14 protein-coding genes are annotated in these 17,084 nt (G+C 39.6%); 11 read left to right on the top strand and 3 right to left on the bottom strand.

The features are described 5' to 3' along the window. Positions 1-8: 8 nt before the first annotated feature. The 3 genes from pbp1b to AC3E9F_RS04180 all read right to left on the bottom strand — a co-directional run bounded on the left by pbp1b (position 9) and on the right by AC3E9F_RS04180 (position 4,631). Entirely contained in the window at positions 9-2,570 is a 2,562-nt protein-coding gene (gene pbp1b / locus AC3E9F_RS04170) for a penicillin-binding protein PBP1B (protein ID WP_263394313.1), read from the bottom strand. A gap of 123 nt (positions 2,571-2,693) precedes the next feature. Next, positions 2,694-3,593 (bottom strand): UTP--glucose-1-phosphate uridylyltransferase GalU, encoded by a 900-nt coding sequence (galU, locus tag AC3E9F_RS04175; protein ID WP_263394314.1) that lies wholly within the window; start codon positions 3,591-3,593, stop codon positions 2,694-2,696. Between the two features lie 21 nt (positions 3,594-3,614). Continuing rightward, positions 3,615-4,631, bottom strand: coding sequence for an NAD(P)H-dependent glycerol-3-phosphate dehydrogenase (locus AC3E9F_RS04180; RefSeq protein ID WP_263394315.1), 1,017 nt, complete (start codon positions 4,629-4,631; stop codon positions 3,615-3,617). Between the two features lie 239 nt (positions 4,632-4,870). Between AC3E9F_RS04180 and leuS the strand changes: the two genes are divergently transcribed. From leuS to AC3E9F_RS04235, 11 genes are all read left to right on the top strand, one after another. Then, positions 4,871-7,372 (top strand): leucine--tRNA ligase, encoded by a 2,502-nt coding sequence (gene leuS / locus AC3E9F_RS04185; RefSeq protein ID WP_263394316.1) that lies wholly within the window; start codon positions 4,871-4,873, stop codon positions 7,370-7,372. 173 nt (positions 7,373-7,545) lie between these two features. Continuing rightward, the gene (locus tag AC3E9F_RS04190; protein ID WP_178894499.1) at positions 7,546-7,959 is read left to right on the top strand and encodes a YjdF family protein; all 414 of its coding nucleotides are present in this window, start codon (positions 7,546-7,548) and stop codon (positions 7,957-7,959) included. A gap of 121 nt (positions 7,960-8,080) precedes the next feature. Beyond that, complete coding sequence (locus AC3E9F_RS04195; protein ID WP_263394317.1) at positions 8,081-8,773, top strand: GNAT family N-acetyltransferase; 693 nt, start codon at positions 8,081-8,083, stop codon at positions 8,771-8,773. Positions 8,774-8,784: 11 nt separating this feature from the next. Then, on the top strand, positions 8,785-9,201 hold the full coding sequence (locus tag AC3E9F_RS04200) for a GNAT family N-acetyltransferase (RefSeq protein WP_263394318.1): 417 nt from the start codon (positions 8,785-8,787) through the stop codon (positions 9,199-9,201). A 185-nt stretch (positions 9,202-9,386) separates the two neighbouring features. Beyond that, positions 9,387-10,385: a Holliday junction branch migration DNA helicase RuvB gene (ruvB, locus tag AC3E9F_RS04205; protein WP_006151318.1), complete on the top strand. Its 999-nt coding sequence runs from the start codon at positions 9,387-9,389 to the stop codon at positions 10,383-10,385. Further along, entirely contained in the window at positions 10,366-10,938 is a 573-nt protein-coding gene (locus AC3E9F_RS04210) for a nucleotidyltransferase family protein (RefSeq protein ID WP_263394319.1), read from the top strand. The genes ruvB and AC3E9F_RS04210 overlap by 20 nt, the downstream gene beginning before the upstream one ends. A gap of 1,014 nt (positions 10,939-11,952) precedes the next feature. After that, positions 11,953-12,675 carry a pseudouridine synthase gene (locus tag AC3E9F_RS04215; protein WP_263394320.1) on the top strand — a complete coding sequence of 241 codons (723 nt, stop codon included), beginning with the start codon at positions 11,953-11,955 and terminating at the stop codon, positions 12,673-12,675. A gap of 121 nt (positions 12,676-12,796) precedes the next feature. Next, positions 12,797-14,131 (top strand): aminopeptidase C, encoded by a 1,335-nt coding sequence (gene pepC, locus AC3E9F_RS04220; protein ID WP_490672840.1) that lies wholly within the window; start codon positions 12,797-12,799, stop codon positions 14,129-14,131. 138 nt (positions 14,132-14,269) lie between these two features. Then, positions 14,270-15,586 (top strand): ISL3 family transposase, encoded by a 1,317-nt coding sequence (locus tag AC3E9F_RS04225; RefSeq protein WP_490672841.1) that lies wholly within the window; start codon positions 14,270-14,272, stop codon positions 15,584-15,586. A 276-nt stretch (positions 15,587-15,862) separates the two neighbouring features. Continuing rightward, on the top strand, positions 15,863-16,426 hold the full coding sequence (locus AC3E9F_RS04230) for a DUF4230 domain-containing protein (RefSeq protein WP_006151309.1): 564 nt from the start codon (positions 15,863-15,865) through the stop codon (positions 16,424-16,426). Between the two features lie 166 nt (positions 16,427-16,592). After that, on the top strand, positions 16,593-16,838 hold the full coding sequence (locus tag AC3E9F_RS04235; RefSeq protein ID WP_004250643.1) for a hypothetical protein: 246 nt from the start codon (positions 16,593-16,595) through the stop codon (positions 16,836-16,838). Positions 16,839-17,084 lie beyond the last annotated feature (246 nt).

Here is a 17,084-nt window from a genome sequence, read left to right on the forward strand (position 1 = left end):
TAGAAAGGTTAACGTTGTAGTCTATTTGAAGATGAGTCGTTGCTATCACTTGTAGTATTATTGTTATTATTACCGTTATTACTGTTGTTGCTATTATTATTGTTGTTGCTATTATTATTGTTGTTATTATTTCGATTATTGTTATTATTGCTATTGTTGTTTGAGTTATTATTGTTGGAATTAGATGATTTTGGTAGACTTCCCAAAATCGTATTCCAAGCTTTTTGGTAATCAGAGTCACTTCCACCGATGGCAAATTTGTAGGTAGTAGTTGGAGCACCAGCTTGGTTCGCCCAATAACTGGTTACAGTTTCTCCAGTTACTTCAATCTCTTTACCGTTGATAGTGACCTTACCAGGTTTCTGCCCAGTCGACTTAAGGACTTGAGAAGAAGTGACACTTGAATCAAGGGTAAAGCGTTCAGAACCCCAAGCGGAAGGAGAAGCTTGTTGAATAGCGTTTACGAGGTGAGCCATATACTTAGCATTACGATAGTATGCGCCTTTGGCTAACGAACTGTTATCATCGTGACCAACCCAGCCACCAAGGGTCAACCGTGGAGTTGAAAGCATGAGCCACATATCGGCTTCTTCATTTGTTGTACCAGTTTTCCCAATCCAATCAGCACTTGCTAGACTGGGATTTATGCCATAAAGATCACTTTGGAAGCTTGTCGTGACTCGGGATGAAAGTACATCTCTCAGTAGGCTCTGCATAATGGTTGCGGTCGCTTTAGAGTAGACCTGCACAGGTTCGTCTTTATGCTCGTAGATAACCTCACCGTTGGTTTTTTCGATTTTCGAAATCATGTATTTTTTATGGTAGACACCATTATTAGCTAAGGTCTGATATCCGTTAGTATGCTGAGCTACAGTGACTTCAATTCCTCCTCCCATAGGAAGACTTTCAATACCGTATTCTGGGATTTCATAACCCATTTTTTCCATGTAGGAGCGGACATCGACTCCTTTTTCACGAAGCATACGATAAGTCCAGTAGGCTGGGATATTCCAGGAATAATTTAGAGCTTCCTTAAGGTTTACCATAGCTGTCCCTGGACTGTTGACGTGCATGATTGGAGTTCCGTTGGCAAAGTTAGTTGGATAGTTTGATAGGATGCTAGCACTTCCCATTAATCCTTGGTCAATAGCAATACCATAGGCTAAGATAGGTTTGGTAGTCGAAGCTGGAGATCGTTTTGTATCAAAGGCGTGGTTATTTTGATTGCTTTGGTAATCGCGACCACCTACAAATCCTAAGATAGCTCCCGTTTGGTTATCCATCAAGACATTCCCGACTTCAGGTTGACCACTACTATCATTTAAAAGGTAGCCATAATTTGCTACAGCATTTTGCATAGCTGTATAGATAGCTTTGTCGATTGTAGTTGTGATACGGTAACCACCATTTTGAATTTCTTTTTCAGCTAATTCACGATAGGATTTCTGGATAGATTCGTTCTTGAGTTCTTGAGCGGAAACATTATCTTTTTTCACCAAGTAATCATACATGAGATTCGTTGCTTCATCAAGTGCAGTAAAGTAGAGATAACCTTTAGAAGTTAGGTTTACACTTTCTGCTGGCAAGAAATCTTGCTTAATGTCGTATGCTTTATAGGTTTCGTAGTCTTCTTGGCTGAGGACTCCTGTTCTGTACATATTGTAAAGAACATCTTTGGAACGCTTGATACCCAGTTCCATATCCTCTTCGCTCTTCATCTCTCCAGTAGATTCATAAGGTGAGTAGGAGATAGGACTTTGTGGCAAGCCTGCTAAGAATGCTGCTTGTGGAATCGTTAGCTGATTGGCATCAACACCGAAAATACCCTTAGCTGCTTGTTGAGCTCCTGCGATATTTTGCCCCTTATTGTTACGACCAAATGGAGCGACGTTGAGATAGGTGGTCAAGATTTCGTCCTTACTCATTGCTCTCTCTAAGGCCAAGGCATCTACGATTTCAGTAGCTTTACGAGTTAGTGTAGGAGCATCCCCAACCACTTGTTGCTTGATGAGCTGCTGGGTTAGTGTCGATCCACCACTAGAAGAACCAAGTCCGATAAAATTTCCTAGACTGGCACGAATAACTGCTTTAGGAACGACCCCATTATGTTCGGCGAAATGTTCATCCTCGGTCGCAACGATAGCTTGTTTGAGATTTTCTGAAATAGCATCTGATGCGACAGATGTCCGAAGAAGGTCACTTTCGATAGCACCAATCATAGTTCCGTCAGCATAGCGAATCTCAGAGATGGATGAAATATCGTTCACTTGTTTGAGCAAATCTTCTGTTTGAGGAACGGTCACTTTGTCAAATAGAGATACAGCATAACCGAAAACAACCCCAGTTCCTAAAAGTCCACCAAGGAAGGCGATGATGAATAGGGTATTAAAGGTTGCCTTGATTCCTAGTAAGATATTAGCAAAGATAGTCCAAATATTCGTTTTGGTTTGCTTTTTCTTTTTAGACTTTTTAGGGCCACCTTTACCTAAATGTATATTTTTTAGTTTTGATTTTAGGGACTGAAGGAAAGCCAGTCCTTTTTCTTTCATAGATAATAATGTATTTTTCATTTCTTTCCTCACTCCTTATTATTATACCATAAAAGCAATGATTGCAAGAAATTAGTCTTGGACTAGCTTTAGAGCTGTTTAGGCAATAAAAAAACCAGGTATACTCAACCTGGTTTTAAGGGTTTATTTTTCTCCTGAAAGTTCTTTACCGAGATCAATCAAGTAGTCTTTCAAGTGGTCTTTAACTTGAGGATGTTTAAGGGCGTATTCGATGGAAGTTTTCATAAAGCCAAACTTGTCTCCAACGTCATAACGTGAACCTTTAAATTCGCGAGCGAATACACGTTGAGTTTTGTTAAGTGTATCGATAGCATCTGTTAGCTGGATTTCATTTCCGGCACCAGGTTTTTGATTTTCAAGAATACCAAAAATCTCAGGTGTGAGTAGGTAACGACCGATGATGGCAAGATCACTTGGAGCATCCTCAGGCGCTGGTTTTTCAACGAAAGTTTCAACACTGTAAAGTCCGTCTTTTCCTTCTCCTTGAGGAGCAATAACACCATAAGCAGAGACTTCTTCGTGTGGTACAGGCATTACAGCGATGGTAGAAGCATGAGTCTCTTCATAATCATTCATGAGCTGCTTGGTCAATGGGACAGCATTGTCATCAGTGATATCCATGAGGTCATCTCCGAGCATCACCACAAATGGTTCGTTTCCGACGAAAGCTTTGGCTTGTAAAACAGCATCTCCGAGTCCGCGTGGGTGTGTTTGACGGATGAAGTGAAGGCGCATGCCAGTCGTTTCATCCACTAATCTTAAGAGATCTGTTTTCCCTTTTTCCTTGAGGTTGTATTCTAGTTCAAAGTTTGAGTCAAAGTGGTCTTCAATCGAACGTTTTGACTTCCCTGTTACGACAAGAATATCCTCAATTCCAGACTTAAGAGCTTCTTCAACGATGAATTGAATGGTTGGTTTATCCACAATTGGCAACATTTCTTTGGCCAAGGCTTTGGTTGCTGGAAGGAAACGAGTTCCAAGCCCCGCGGCAGGGATAACAGCTTTTCTAACTTTTTGCTTCATGAGCTTCCTTTCTAACGGTGATTATGACCACTCGTTCTCTGCCTTGAACTCGTTACTCATGAGTTCAGAAACAGCATCTTTAATATTAACATTTTCATAAATAACTTGGTAGATAGCCTGAGTAATAGGCATATAAACTCCAAGCTCTTGCGCCAATTCGTAAGCGGCTTTGGTTGTTGAAATTCCTTCGATGACCATTCCCATGTTGGCTTCGATATCTGCCAAGGCTTCACCACGCCCAAGAGCATCACCTGCTCGCCAGTTGCGTGAGTGGACAGAAGTTCCGGTGACGATTAAATCCCCAACTCCAGAAAGACCACTGTAAGTTAATGGATTTGCTCCAAGCTTGACTCCTAGACGAGTGATTTCCGCAAGCCCGCGCGTGATAATAGCAGCCTTGGCATTGTCTCCAAATCCAAGTCCATGAAGGGCACCTGCACCAACAGCAATGATATTTTTAAGAGCACCAGCAGTTTCCACTCCAATCACATCTGTATTGGTATAAAGACGGAAGTAGTGGTTGCTAAAGAGTTTTTGGACATATTGAGCAGTTTGTAAATCTTTCGAAGCAGCAGTGATCAAGGTGATGTCGCGGACGATCGTTTCTTCCGCATGACTAGGACCAGATACAACCACAATTTCACTGCGTAACTCTTCAGGAATTTCTTCTTCAAGAATGGTTGAAAGACGTTTGTGACTATTTGGTTCAAGACCTTTCGAAGCATGCATGATGACGACTTTATGGTCAAGAACAGCAGCCACTTGTTGAGCTACCAGTCTGGTCACCTTAGTTGGGACTACGAACAAAACAGCGTCAACACCTTTCAAAACTTCTGCCAAATCATGATAGGCAACAATCTTTTCGTCTAATACAGTATCCTTAAAATAGCGTTTGTTGGTATGTTGTGTATTGATTTCGTCAATTTGGTCAGGAATATTTCCCCAGATACGTACTTCATGTCCATTGTCATTTAAAACTTGTGACAGAGCAGTACCCCAAGAACCAGGCCCTAAAACAGCGATGGTTTGTTTGTTCATTTTTCCCTCCTTCTGAGAAAGCACTTTCCTATATTCTACCATAAAAAGCCCTATCTTGCATCTATATTATTTATGAAGAGTTAATTGAATGGTAAATTATATATATTGGAGAATTTTTAGAATTTATTTGTAAAATAGTTTAGTGTTTAAAGGGCGAAACGATAAAAAACACGAAAAGAGAAACAATATTTTTTCTAAAAATGGTATAATAGGAGCATCACGAAAATTGGAGAGACAGCATGAGTTTTTACAATCATAAAGAAATCGAGCCTAAGTGGCAAAAGTACTGGGCTGACCATCACACTTTTAAGACAGGAACAGATGCTTCAAAACCTAAGTTTTATGCGCTTGACATGTTCCCTTACCCATCTGGAGCGGGTCTTCACGTAGGACACCCAGAAGGCTACACAGCGACGGATATCCTCAGCCGTTTCAAACGTGCCCAAGGTTACAATGTCCTTCACCCAATGGGATGGGATGCTTTTGGTTTGCCTGCTGAGCAATACGCTATGGATACAGGGAATGACCCAGCGGAATTCACAGCAGAAAACATTGCCAACTTCAAACGCCAAATCAATGCGCTTGGATTCTCTTACGACTGGGATCGTGAAGTCAACACAACAGATCCAAACTATTACAAGTGGACACAATGGATCTTCACCAAGCTTTACGAAAAAGGCTTGGCTTATGAAGCTGAAGTGCCAGTAAACTGGGTTGAAGAATTGGGAACAGCCATTGCCAACGAAGAAGTTCTTCCAGATGGAACCTCTGAGCGTGGTGGCTATCCAGTTGTCCGCAAACCAATGCGCCAATGGATGCTTAAAATTACTGCCTATGCAGAGCGCTTGCTCAATGACTTGGATGACCTGGACTGGCCAGAGTCTATCAAGGACATGCAACGCAACTGGATTGGTAAATCAACTGGTGCCAATGTCACTTTCAAAGTGAAAGGAACAGACAAGGAATTCACCGTCTTTACGACACGACCAGACACCCTTTTCGGTGCGACCTTCACTGTTTTGGCACCTGAGCATGAACTAGTAGATGCCATCACAAGTCCTGAACAAGCTGAGGCTGTTGCTGCCTACAAACACCAAGCTAGCCTCAAGTCAGACTTGGCTCGTACCGACCTTGCCAAGGAAAAAACTGGGGTTTGGACTGGAGCTTATGCTATCAACCCTGTTAACGGTAAAGAAATCCCAATTTGGATTGCGGACTACGTTTTGTCTAGCTATGGAACAGGTGCTGTTATGGCCGTGCCTGCCCACGACCAACGTGACTGGGAATTTGCCAAACAATTTGGCCTTCCAATCGTAGAAGTACTGGAAGGTGGAAACGTTGAAGAAGAAGCTTACACAGAAGATGGTCTTCACATCAACTCAGACTTCTTGAACGGACTAAACAAAGAAGAAGCCATTGCTAAAATTGTTGCTTGGTTGGAAGAAAAAGGCTGTGGTCAAGAGAAGGTTACCTACCGTCTTCGTGACTGGCTCTTTAGCCGTCAACGTTACTGGGGTGAACCAATCCCAATCATTCATTGGGAAGATGGGACTTCAACGGTTGTTCCTGAAAATGAATTGCCACTTGTCTTGCCTGTAACCAAGGATATCCGTCCTTCAGGTACTGGGGAGAGTCCACTAGCTAACTTGACTGACTGGCTTGAAGTGACTCGTGAAGATGGCGTGAAAGGTCGTCGCGAGACCAACACGATGCCACAATGGGCAGGTTCAAGCTGGTACTACCTTCGCTATATTGATCCACATAACACTGAGAAATTGGCCGATGAGGACCTCCTCAAACAATGGTTGCCAGTGGATATCTACGTGGGTGGTGCAGAACACGCCGTTCTTCACTTGCTTTACGCTCGCTTCTGGCATAAATTCCTCTATGATCTCGGTGTCGTTCCAACCAAAGAGCCATTCCAAAAACTCTTTAACCAAGGAATGATCTTGGGAACAAGTTACCGTGACCATCGTGGGGCTCTTGTGGCAACTGATAAGGTTGAAAAACGTGACGGTTCCTTCTTCCATGTGGAAACAGGAGAAGAATTGGAGCAAGCGCCAGCCAAGATGTCTAAATCCCTCAAGAACGTGGTTAACCCAGACGATGTGGTGGAACAATACGGTGCCGATACCCTTCGTGTCTATGAAATGTTCATGGGACCACTTGATGCTTCTATCGCTTGGTCAGAAGAAGGTCTGGAAGGAAGTCGTAAGTTCCTTGATCGTGTTTACCGTTTGATCACAAGTAAAGAAATCGTTGCAGAAAACAATGGCACTCTTGATAAGGTTTATAACGAAACCGTTAAAGCTGTCACAGAGCAAATTGAGTCTATGAAATTCAACACAGCCATTGCCCAACTCATGGTCTTTGTCAATGCGGCGAACAAGGAAGAAAAACTCTATGTGGACTATGCTAAAGGCTTTATCCAATTGATTGCCCCATTTGCCCCTCACTTGGCAGAAGAACTCTGGCAAACTGTTGCAGCAACTGGTGAGTCCATCTCTTACGTCACTTGGCCAACATGGGACGAAAGCAAATTGGTCGAAAACGAAATCGAAATCGTCGTCCAAATCAAAGGTAAAGTCCGTGCGAAACTCATGGTAGCCAAAGACCTGTCACGCGAAGAATTGCAAGAAATCGCTCTGGCTGACGAAAAAGTCAAAGCAGAAATTGACGGTAAGGAAATCGTGAAAGTGATCGCAGTACCAAATAAGCTTGTCAACATTGTTGTGAAATAAAAATGAATCCTTCAGAGCTAAGTTCTGGAGGATTTTTGTATTGCTATATGCTATAATATTTCCAACTAAGATAAAAACACAGTTCTGGTTGGTAGTCCAGACGTAGGCAAGCCTATCAGTAACCTTCCTCCTTGGTTGTCCATTCTTAGGGATAGATTTAAGGAGGTGCTGTCGTGGAAACAATTTCAATTGGATTGACAGTTTATTTTGAAGATGGATTTTGGCATGGTTTGTTCGAACAAGTGTATCGAGAAACTTATCAAGTTTGTCGTGTGACATTTGGTCAGGAGCCAAAAGATGATGAAATTCTAGAGATCTTACAGACTCAGTTTACTCAATTATCTTTTAGTCCAGAAGCTACAGTTAAGCAGCATGTAAAAATCAAGAATCCTAAACGATTACAGCGAGCTGTGAAGAAACAAGTAAAGCAGAAAGTTTCTTCCAAGTCGAAAGAATTATTGCAGTTGCAGTATGAGGAAAGGAAAAAGATTTCAAAACATCAATCTAGTGTCCAAAAACAATTGCTCAAACAAGAGAAATTCGAACGCAAACAGCAAAAACGTAGAGAGAAGCACAAGGGGCATTAACTCACTCGTTTCCATATTTGATCAATCCTCCATAATCTGGAGGATTTTTTGTAGATTACCTGTGAGATGTGATATACTATTCACATCTTTAAACTTATAAGAGTGAGATAAGGAGAAAACTATGCCAGTAAATGAATACGGTCAGATGATTGGTGAACCTGTAGATGATACACCTGGAGTTTTGCCTTCACTTGTACGGATAGAAGGGCGATATACGATTATAGAAGCTCTATCGGTGGAAAAGCATGCAGAGGATTTATTAGCTGTATATGGCCCAGATAGTCCTCGTGAGATGTGGACCTACCTTTTTCAACCACCAGTAGAAAATTTCGAAGAATTAATAGTTGCTTTAAAGCAGATGCTTGAGCGAAAGGATCGCTTTTACTACGCGATTATCGATAAAGCAACTGGTAAAGCTTTAGGGACTTTTTCTCTGATGCGCATTGACCAAACCAATCGCGTCATTGAAGTGGGTGCTGTGACCTTTTCTCCGGCCCTCAAGCACACAAGAATGGGGACAGAAGCCCAGTTTTTATTAGCCCGTTATGTTTTTGAAGAGCTCAATTATCGACGTTATGAGTGGAAGTGTGATGCTCTTAATCTTCCATCTAGAAAAGCAGCAGAACGTTTGGGCTTTATCTATGAGGGAACCTTCCGCCAAGCTGTTATCTATAAAGGTCGCACCAGAGATACGGATTGGTTGTCCATGATCGATAAGGACTGGCCAAGGGTTAAAGCACGTTTTGAAGCGTGGTTGCATCCTGAAAATTTTGATAAAAATGGCCATCAGTTGAAATCTCTTAGAGAATGTTAGAAAGGTTTGCTATGATTAAGATTACAAAAGAAACATCTGTTTCAATCGATGACGTTTTGCATCTCTATCAGGCAGTTGGTTGGACAAACTATACAAATCAACCCCAAATGTTGTCCCAGTCTCTGACTCATTCACTAGCCATTTATCTTGCTCGTGATGGTGAGAAAATCGTTGGTTTAGTGCGTTTGGTTGGAGACGGATTTTCATCCGTTTTTGTCCAGGATTTGATTGTTTTGCCTAGCTATCAGCGCCAAGGGATTGGAAGTTCTATGATGAAAGAAGCCTTAGCTGACTATAAGGGTGCCTACCAAGTACAACTAGCGACTGAACAGACAGAAAAAACATTGGGGTTTTACCGTTCTCTGGGGTTTGAAACCTTATCTACTTATGATTGTACAGGAATGATTTGGGTAGATCGAAAAAAATAAAATAATTCTTTTATCTTAAGATAACTTTAAGTCTTCTCTTGTATCATATAATCGTTAAGTAAAGACCTCCTAACTTTATTTAATAAAAATCCTAAACTTTTCTTTTTCATAATAATCTCCCTAAAGAAGCCACCAAATTCGGTGGCTTTTTTGTTTGTAGGCTGGATTTTTGCTATAATAGGAACATGAGTAGAATTTTAGATAATGAAATCATGGGTGATGAGGAGTTGGTAGAACGTACCCTCCGTCCCCAATATTTACGTGAATATATCGGACAAGATAAGGTCAAGGATCAGCTTCAAATCTTTATCGAAGCAGCAAAAATGCGTGATGAGGCGCTGGACCATGTTCTTTTGTTTGGCCCTCCAGGTCTCGGGAAAACAACCATGGCTTTTGTCATTGCCAATGAACTGGGAGTCAATCTCAAACAAACGTCAGGTCCTGTTATCGAAAAAGCTGGTGATCTGGTAGCGATTTTGAATGACTTGGAGCCAGGAGATGTGCTCTTTATCGACGAGATTCATCGCTTGCCCATGTCAGTAGAAGAGGTACTTTACAGTGCTATGGAAGATTTCTACATCGACATCATGATTGGTGCAGGGGAAGCTAGCCGTAGTGTCCATCTAGACTTGCCACCTTTTACCTTGATTGGTGCGACGACACGAGCAGGGATGCTCTCAAATCCTCTTCGTGCCCGTTTTGGAATCACTGGTCACATGGAATACTATACCCATGACGACTTGACAGAGATTGTCGAGCGGACGGCAGATATTTTTGAGATGGAAATTACTCATGAAGCAGCTTCGGAGTTAGCTTTACGTAGTCGTGGGACTCCTCGTATCGCCAATCGTCTTCTCAAGCGCGTGCGCGACTTTGCGCAGATTATGGGCGATGGCTTGATTGATGATGTGATTACTGATAAGGCTTTAACTATGCTGGATGTAGACCATGAAGGTTTGGACTATGTAGACCAGAAAATTCTTCGCACTATGATTGAGATGTACGGTGGTGGTCCTGTCGGTCTAGGAACTCTTTCGGTTAATATCGCGGAAGAGCGTGAGACGGTAGAGGATATGTACGAACCTTACCTGATCCAGAAAGGCTTTATCATGCGAACTCGTTCAGGACGGGTCGCGACAGCTAAGGCTTATGAACATTTAGGGTATGAATACATTGAAAAATAAGTCTGAAATCTTAGACTCTTTCAGAGAAAATCCTGATATTATGGCTATTCTGACCATCATCCGTGACTTAGAGTTGAAAGATTCCTGGTTGGCGGCTGGCTCGGTCCGAAATTTTATCTGGAATCTCTTGTCAGATAAGCCAGCCTTTGACCGTGAAACGGATGTGGATGTGATTTTCTTTGACCCAGATGTGAGTTACGAAGAAACGCTGGCTATAGAAAACAAGTTGAGAGAGGACTTTCCCCAGTATCAGTGGGAGCTGAAAAATCAAGTCTTTATGCATCAGCATAGTCCCCATACGCCTCCGTATAGAAATTCCTGCGATGCCATGAGTAAATATCCTGAACGTTGTACGGCAGTAGGACTTCGCTTGCATGCTGACGCAACTTTAGAGCTCTTTGCTCCTTATGGTTTAGAGGATATTTTGAATTTTCAGGTTTCTCCAACTCCCCATTTTTTAGAAAATGACGACCGGATGAAGCTTTATCAACAGCGTTTATCTAAGAAAAACTGGCAAGTAAAATGGAAAAATCTCACATTTAAAAATACTTAAGGAAACTTTAAGATAGGAGCTGTATACTTATCTCATAAGTTAAGAAGAACTTAACTTATACTCCTAAAACTTTTTCATAATAATCTCCCTATAAAAAAATTAAGTCGCCCAATCAGGCGGCTTTTTTTGTTGCGAACTCGATGTGAGAATGGTTGCTAATCAAGGACAAACACCGGCGAAATGTTGACAAAGGGGAAAGATTTCTCTAGTATAAGAAGTGAGCTAGAGATTTTCTGAGATTAGAGTAAATGGAAGTCCATGGTTTGAGAAAGAGATGTTGAACAATGACTGAAAGAATGAAAAACAATAGGAAACTAGTTAATCTAGGATTGTATAAAAACAAAATAGTCTATTATGACTTAAAAGAAAAGAGACTTTACTTTTCAATTCTCGAAAGAACATCTAAGAATCACCATTACTACACTCTTGGACTCACTTTGCTATCTCTCCCCATTATTCGATTGCTGAATGGTTTAACCGTTTTTGATATCCCTACTATCAAATACTCTAGCTTCATTCTATGTACTTGTCTTTCCTTGCTCATAGGGAAATTTGTAGTGGACTACTCTAACAAAGACTTGGACTTATATCCTGCATTATTTACAGATATTGAGTACTCAGAGTTCTTAGAAATAGCAAAGAAAAATGGAACTCTTGCTTTCGTATTTAATAGTATTAGTAGCGTCAGTTTGATAGGCTCCTTGATAGTTTACCTGGTCTATGCAAAGTTTTTAGGATTGCTGATTTATTCTGTTTTCTTGTTCATTCTTTACATCTGTGTGGTCAATAATGTCCATAGGAGGAATAAAGTGATTAAAAAACTAATTTGGTTAACGAATATCTAGTGAAGAACTTTCATATTTTCCATATGATTTGGTTGCGGAAGACGCGAAAGTATAGGATGAGATTGTATAAATTCATAGGATAAAAAGTATGATTAAAAAGTAAATTGGAGAAAGATAATTCGAGAAAAAGAGAGCGAAAACCGCTCTCTTTTTATGATATAATAGCCCTATGAGATTAGATAAATTTTTAGTAGCCTGTGCTATCGGGAGTCGGACTGAGGTCAAAAATCTTCTCAAGGCTGGGCGCGTGACGGTCAATGGCAAGAAAGAAAAATCTGCCAAGCTACAAATCAATGAAGATACGGACGAGATCTGTTTTGACGGTAAAAAATTAGAGTACGAAGAGTTTGTCTACTATATGATGAACAAACCTCAAGGAGTTATCTCAGCGACTGAAGATCCTAAACACAAGACTGTTTTGGATTTGTTGGATGACTTGGCTCGTTCAAAGGAAGTTTTCCCAGTGGGACGTTTGGACATCGATACGCATGGACTCTTGCTCTTGACCAATGATGGCAAGCTGGCTCATGCTCTTCTTTCACCAAAACGCCATGTGGATAAGACTTATCTGGCGCAAGTCAATGGAATCATGACGGATGAAGACATTGAGACATTTGCCAAGGGCATTCCGCTCAAGGACTTTACCTGTCAGTCTGCCAAGCTGGAGCTTGTATCGATTGATACGGAAAAGGAAGAAAGCCTGGTCCGAGTGACTATTGCAGAAGGGAAATTCCACCAGGTCAAACGGATGGTGGCCTACTGTGGTAAGGAAGTGGTGGATTTGCAACGTTTAACCATGGGAACTTTGACCTTGGATGAGGATTTGAAACGTGGAGAATGGCGTCGCCTAAGCAAGGAAGAACTAGAAGGCTTGCTTGAGAGCATCAACTAGTGACAGCTAAAAGATGAAACATTAGGAAAATGCGAGGAAAATAACCTTGCCTTTTTCAGTTTTTGGTTGCTTCCTTTTTGAAAAGCGTTATAATAGACTGTAGAGTAAAAAGGAGGATTTTATGAACGCGATTCAAGAATCATTTACAGATAAATTATTTGCTAACTATGAAGCAAATGTAAAATACCAAGCTATCGAAAATGCTGCTAGCCATAACGGTATTTTTGCAGCCCTAGAGCGTCGTCAAAGCCATGTCGACAACACACCAGTTTTCTCACTTGATTTGACAAAGGATAAGGTTACTAACCAGAAAGCTTCTGGTAGATGCTGGATGTTTGCGGCTCTCAACACTTTCCGCCACAAACTCATCTCTCAATACAAACTTGAAAACTTTGAATTGTCACAAGCCCACACCTTCTTCTGGGACAAGTATGAAAAATCTAACTGGTTCTTGGAGCAAGTGATTGCGACTGCTGACCAAGAATTGACTAGCCGCAAGGTTAGCTTCCTACTCCAAACTCCACAACAAGATGGTGGACAATGGGATATGGTAGTTTCTCTTTTTGAGAAATATGGTGTCGTACCTAAATCAGTGTATCCTGAATCTATCTCATCTAGCAGTAGCCGTGAGCTCAATGCAATCCTTAACAAATTGCTTCGTCAAGATGCTCAAATCTTGCGTGACCTCTTGGCTTCTGGCGCAGACCAAGCGACTGTTCAAGCTAAGAAAGAAGACCTCTTGCAAGAAATCTTTAATTTCCTTGCCATGTCACTAGGTCTCCCACCACGTCAATTTGACTTTGCTTATCGCGATAAGGATAACAACTACCAAAGCGAAAAAGGCATCACTCCACAAGAGTTTTACAAGAAATATGTTGACCTTCCACTAGAAGACTACGTTTCTGTGATCAATGCTCCAACTGCAGATAAACCATATGGCAAATCCTACACAGTTGAGATGTTGGGAAATGTCGTTGGTAGCCGTGCAGTTCGTTACATTAACGTACCGATGGAGCGCTTGAAAGAATTAGCGATTGCTCAAATGCAAACAGGTGAAACTGTTTGGTTTGGTTCAGATGTCGGTCAGCTCAGCAACCGTAAAGCAGGAATCCTTGCGACAGATGTTTATGACTTTGAATCAAGCATGGACATTAAACTCACTCAAGACAAGGCTGGACGTTTGGATTACAGCGAAAGCTTGATGACTCACGCCATGGTCTTGACAGGTGTTGATGTGGACGAAAACGGTAAATCAGTCAAGTGGAAAGTTGAAAACTCATGGGGAGACAAGGTTGGTACCGATGGTTACTTTGTTGCTTCAGATGCTTGGATGGACGAATATACATATCAAATCGTTGTCCGTAAAGAATTGCTGACAGCAGAAGAACAAGCTGCCTATGAAGCAGAACCAATCGTTCTTGCACCATGGGATCCAATGGGTGCCTTGGCAGAATAAATGAGATATAAAAAGAATGTTTCTATAATTTTTAGGGTTGGTGGAAATTTTCCACCAACCCTATTTTAGTGTATACAAAAAGGCCAACATCCATTATATTAAAAGCGCCTAAACCTAAAACAAAAGAATGATGACCATATGAACAATATACTAGAAGCTACACTACAAATCAAAGATAAAAACATTATTTGGGATAATAATGTTCAAGAGAAGATATTAAAAAATAGAAAATCTTTATTTTATTCAGCTACATATACGCATAAACCAGAATTTTGTGCCGTTTGTGGGTGCGTTAGCCAAAATAACAATATAGTTAAAAACGGGACGAAAACTTCTCGTATCACTCTCTGTTCTGTTTCAGGCCTTCCAGCCTACTTAAATCTACGAAATCAGAGATTTCTCTGTAGAGAATGTGGTTCTTCATTTACTGCAGATACTAGTCGAATTGTAGAAAAATACTGTCATATCTCGAAACGATTAAAAAATGAAATTAAGGCAAAAATAAGTGAAACAGTATCTGAAACATATATTGCCAAAGAAACAAATGTTTCAATTCATACCGTTAGACGTATCATAGATGATACAGCACGATTATTAACGATTAAACCATTACATGATTTACCCGAGCATTTGTGTTTTGATGAATTTAAATCTGTTAAATCTTCCGATAGTAATATGAGCTTCATTATTTGTGATAGCACTACACACAAGTTGGTCGATGTTGTACGAGATAGAAAATCTTACAGTTTGAAACAATATTTTTATCGTTTTGAGCCTAAGACTAGATTAAAGGTGAAAACTATCTCCATCGATATGTACTTGCCATACATTCAATTAATAAAAGAAATGTTTCTTAACGCAAAAATTATCATTGATCCTTTTCACATTGTACAAGCCTTGAATAGAGAACTAAATCGAACTCGGGTACGTATCATGAATCAGCATCGTTATAAAAATCCTAAATTATATCGAAAGTTAAAACATTATTGGAAGTTAATTTTAAAGAACCCTAATGAACTTCAGAACTATAAATATAATCGTTATAAGCTTTTTGAAAGCTTCATAACAAGTAAAGGAATCGTAGATTATATCTTAGAAAACAATCCATCTCTAAAAAATGATTATGAGGTTGTACATTCACCTCGTGAATGTATACAGGATAGAGATTATATAGAATTCAAGGAAACGATTGAAGCAGCTACGCAATTAGACCTATCTCCTGGTTTAAAAAGAGTATTAAAGACTCTTATGACTTACTTGCCATATATTCAAAATACTTGTGAGTATCCAACTAGAACAAATGGCCCTATTGAAGGAATAAACAATAAAATAAAAGTGCTTAAAAGAAATGCCTACGGCTTTAGAAACTATTACCATTTTAGAAACAGGATTATTTTAATAACAAAAATGTTTGGCCCAAAACAAAAAGGAATTAAGCAACAATTAGTTGCTTAATCCCTTCCTAAATTTCTTCATCAACACTATTTGACAAAGAGCCCTTTTTTAGTGCTCAAAATAGCACTCAATTTTAAATGGATTTGGTGTTCAAAAAATATAATCAAATGCAACAAACTAATTTCATTTTTAATAGGCACAATTAATTTTAGAAGATAGTACGAAAAAATATTGACTGTTTTCTTTAGAATGTGTAAAATTTAGATAGATTATTTAAAGTGAGGTTTTTTTATCTTGTCTATATTAAAGAAGAAATTTAATAAGTTTAGTGTTCTATTGAATCTGGTATTAATAGCTATTATAGCTATTGGAGTGCTATTTTTCTTACCTAAGGAACATAAATCAGAAGTCAAATCGTCAATTAATATCGAAAGTATTGAAAAAGTGAATGAAGTTGTATTTTTGAATGCGGGAATTAATGAAATTATTTCTGAAACAAAAACAACTCAAGTTTTTGGGTTTGATGTGCCGTTCTCTAAAAAAGCAGCATTAGTAATTTTAAATTATAACGCTAAATTTGGAATTAAAAGTAGTGTAAAGGTTGAACAAATAAGCGAAAAAGAATATAAGGTTATTGTTCCAAAATTGGAAGTAATTGGTGTTGAACTTTCAAAAGATGATCCTTATGATTTATATGATAGTCATGGAGAGTTATTAAGTGGGACTACAGAAGATGTTGATACTGGGAAATTGGTCACAAACCAACTTTCTAGTGATAAACAAGCAGAGTATTTAGATAAATTTAAGAGTGAAATTAAAGAATCTGCAATCAATTATTATAAAACAATATTTTCTTCAATGGATTCTGAAGTAAAAGTAACTATAGAATTTACAGAATAATTTTTGAAATACAAAACCCTGACCATCTCTGGTCAGGGTTTTGTGTGGTTCTATAATTTTTAGGGTTGATGGAAATTTTCCACCAACCCTATTTTAGTGTATACAAAAAGGCCAACATCCATTATATTAAAAGCGCCTAAACCTAAAACAAAAGGATGATGACCATATGAACAATATACTAGAAGCTATACTACAAATCAAAGATGCACACAATGAAGGTGTTACATTCCATTTCTTAGAGAATATTAAAGAAGTATTGCGTGATGAGAGTGGGAAAGTAACTGGTGTAAAGGTTATTACAATGGAACTTGGTGAATCAGATGAAAGTGGAAGAAGATTAACGCATGAAGTGGCAGGTAGTGAACATATTATTCCATGTGATCTTGTCGTTGCAGCAATTGAACAAAAGTAGACTTTAGTGTTCTAGATGAAAGGTAAAAATTTGACTTTCGGTCAACATCAGAATACAATAGAAATGAACTAATAACAGGGGATGCATATTTAGGTCCTCAATCTATCGCAACCGCAATTAAAGGCGGGTGAGAAGTTGCGACAGAAGTACATGAATCGTTTAAAGAAAACACATAAATAACTTGTGGTGCCTTTCGTTTTTTTACTGGGAAAATTAAGGAACTATAGTTATAAATCCTTAAAGATA

It is taken from the genome of Streptococcus sp. SCPM-O-B-15277 (M60), from assembly GCF_058200335.1.

What these genes read in the sequence shown, in the direction of transcription:
- pbp1b (WP_263394313.1), bottom strand. Translation starts at nt 2,570, where the DNA reads ATGAAAAATACATTATTATCTATGAAAGAAAAAGGACTGGCTTTCCTT.
- galU (WP_263394314.1), bottom strand. Translation starts at nt 3,593, where the DNA reads ATGAAGCAAAAAGTTAGAAAAGCTGTTATCCCTGCCGCGGGGCTTGGA.
- AC3E9F_RS04180 (WP_263394315.1), bottom strand. Translation starts at nt 4,631, where the DNA reads ATGAACAAACAAACCATCGCTGTTTTAGGGCCTGGTTCTTGGGGTACT.
- leuS (WP_263394316.1), top strand. Translation starts at nt 4,871, where the DNA reads ATGAGTTTTTACAATCATAAAGAAATCGAGCCTAAGTGGCAAAAGTAC.
- AC3E9F_RS04195 (WP_263394317.1), top strand. Translation starts at nt 8,081, where the DNA reads ATGCCAGTAAATGAATACGGTCAGATGATTGGTGAACCTGTAGATGAT.
- AC3E9F_RS04200 (WP_263394318.1), top strand. Translation starts at nt 8,785, where the DNA reads ATGATTAAGATTACAAAAGAAACATCTGTTTCAATCGATGACGTTTTG.
- ruvB (WP_006151318.1), top strand. Translation starts at nt 9,387, where the DNA reads ATGAGTAGAATTTTAGATAATGAAATCATGGGTGATGAGGAGTTGGTA.
- AC3E9F_RS04210 (WP_263394319.1), top strand. Translation starts at nt 10,366, where the DNA reads ATGAATACATTGAAAAATAAGTCTGAAATCTTAGACTCTTTCAGAGAA.
- AC3E9F_RS04215 (WP_263394320.1), top strand. Translation starts at nt 11,953, where the DNA reads ATGAGATTAGATAAATTTTTAGTAGCCTGTGCTATCGGGAGTCGGACT.
- pepC (WP_490672840.1), top strand. Translation starts at nt 12,797, where the DNA reads ATGAACGCGATTCAAGAATCATTTACAGATAAATTATTTGCTAACTAT.
- AC3E9F_RS04225 (WP_490672841.1), top strand. Translation starts at nt 14,270, where the DNA reads ATGAACAATATACTAGAAGCTACACTACAAATCAAAGATAAAAACATT.
- AC3E9F_RS04235 (WP_004250643.1), top strand. Translation starts at nt 16,593, where the DNA reads ATGAACAATATACTAGAAGCTATACTACAAATCAAAGATGCACACAAT.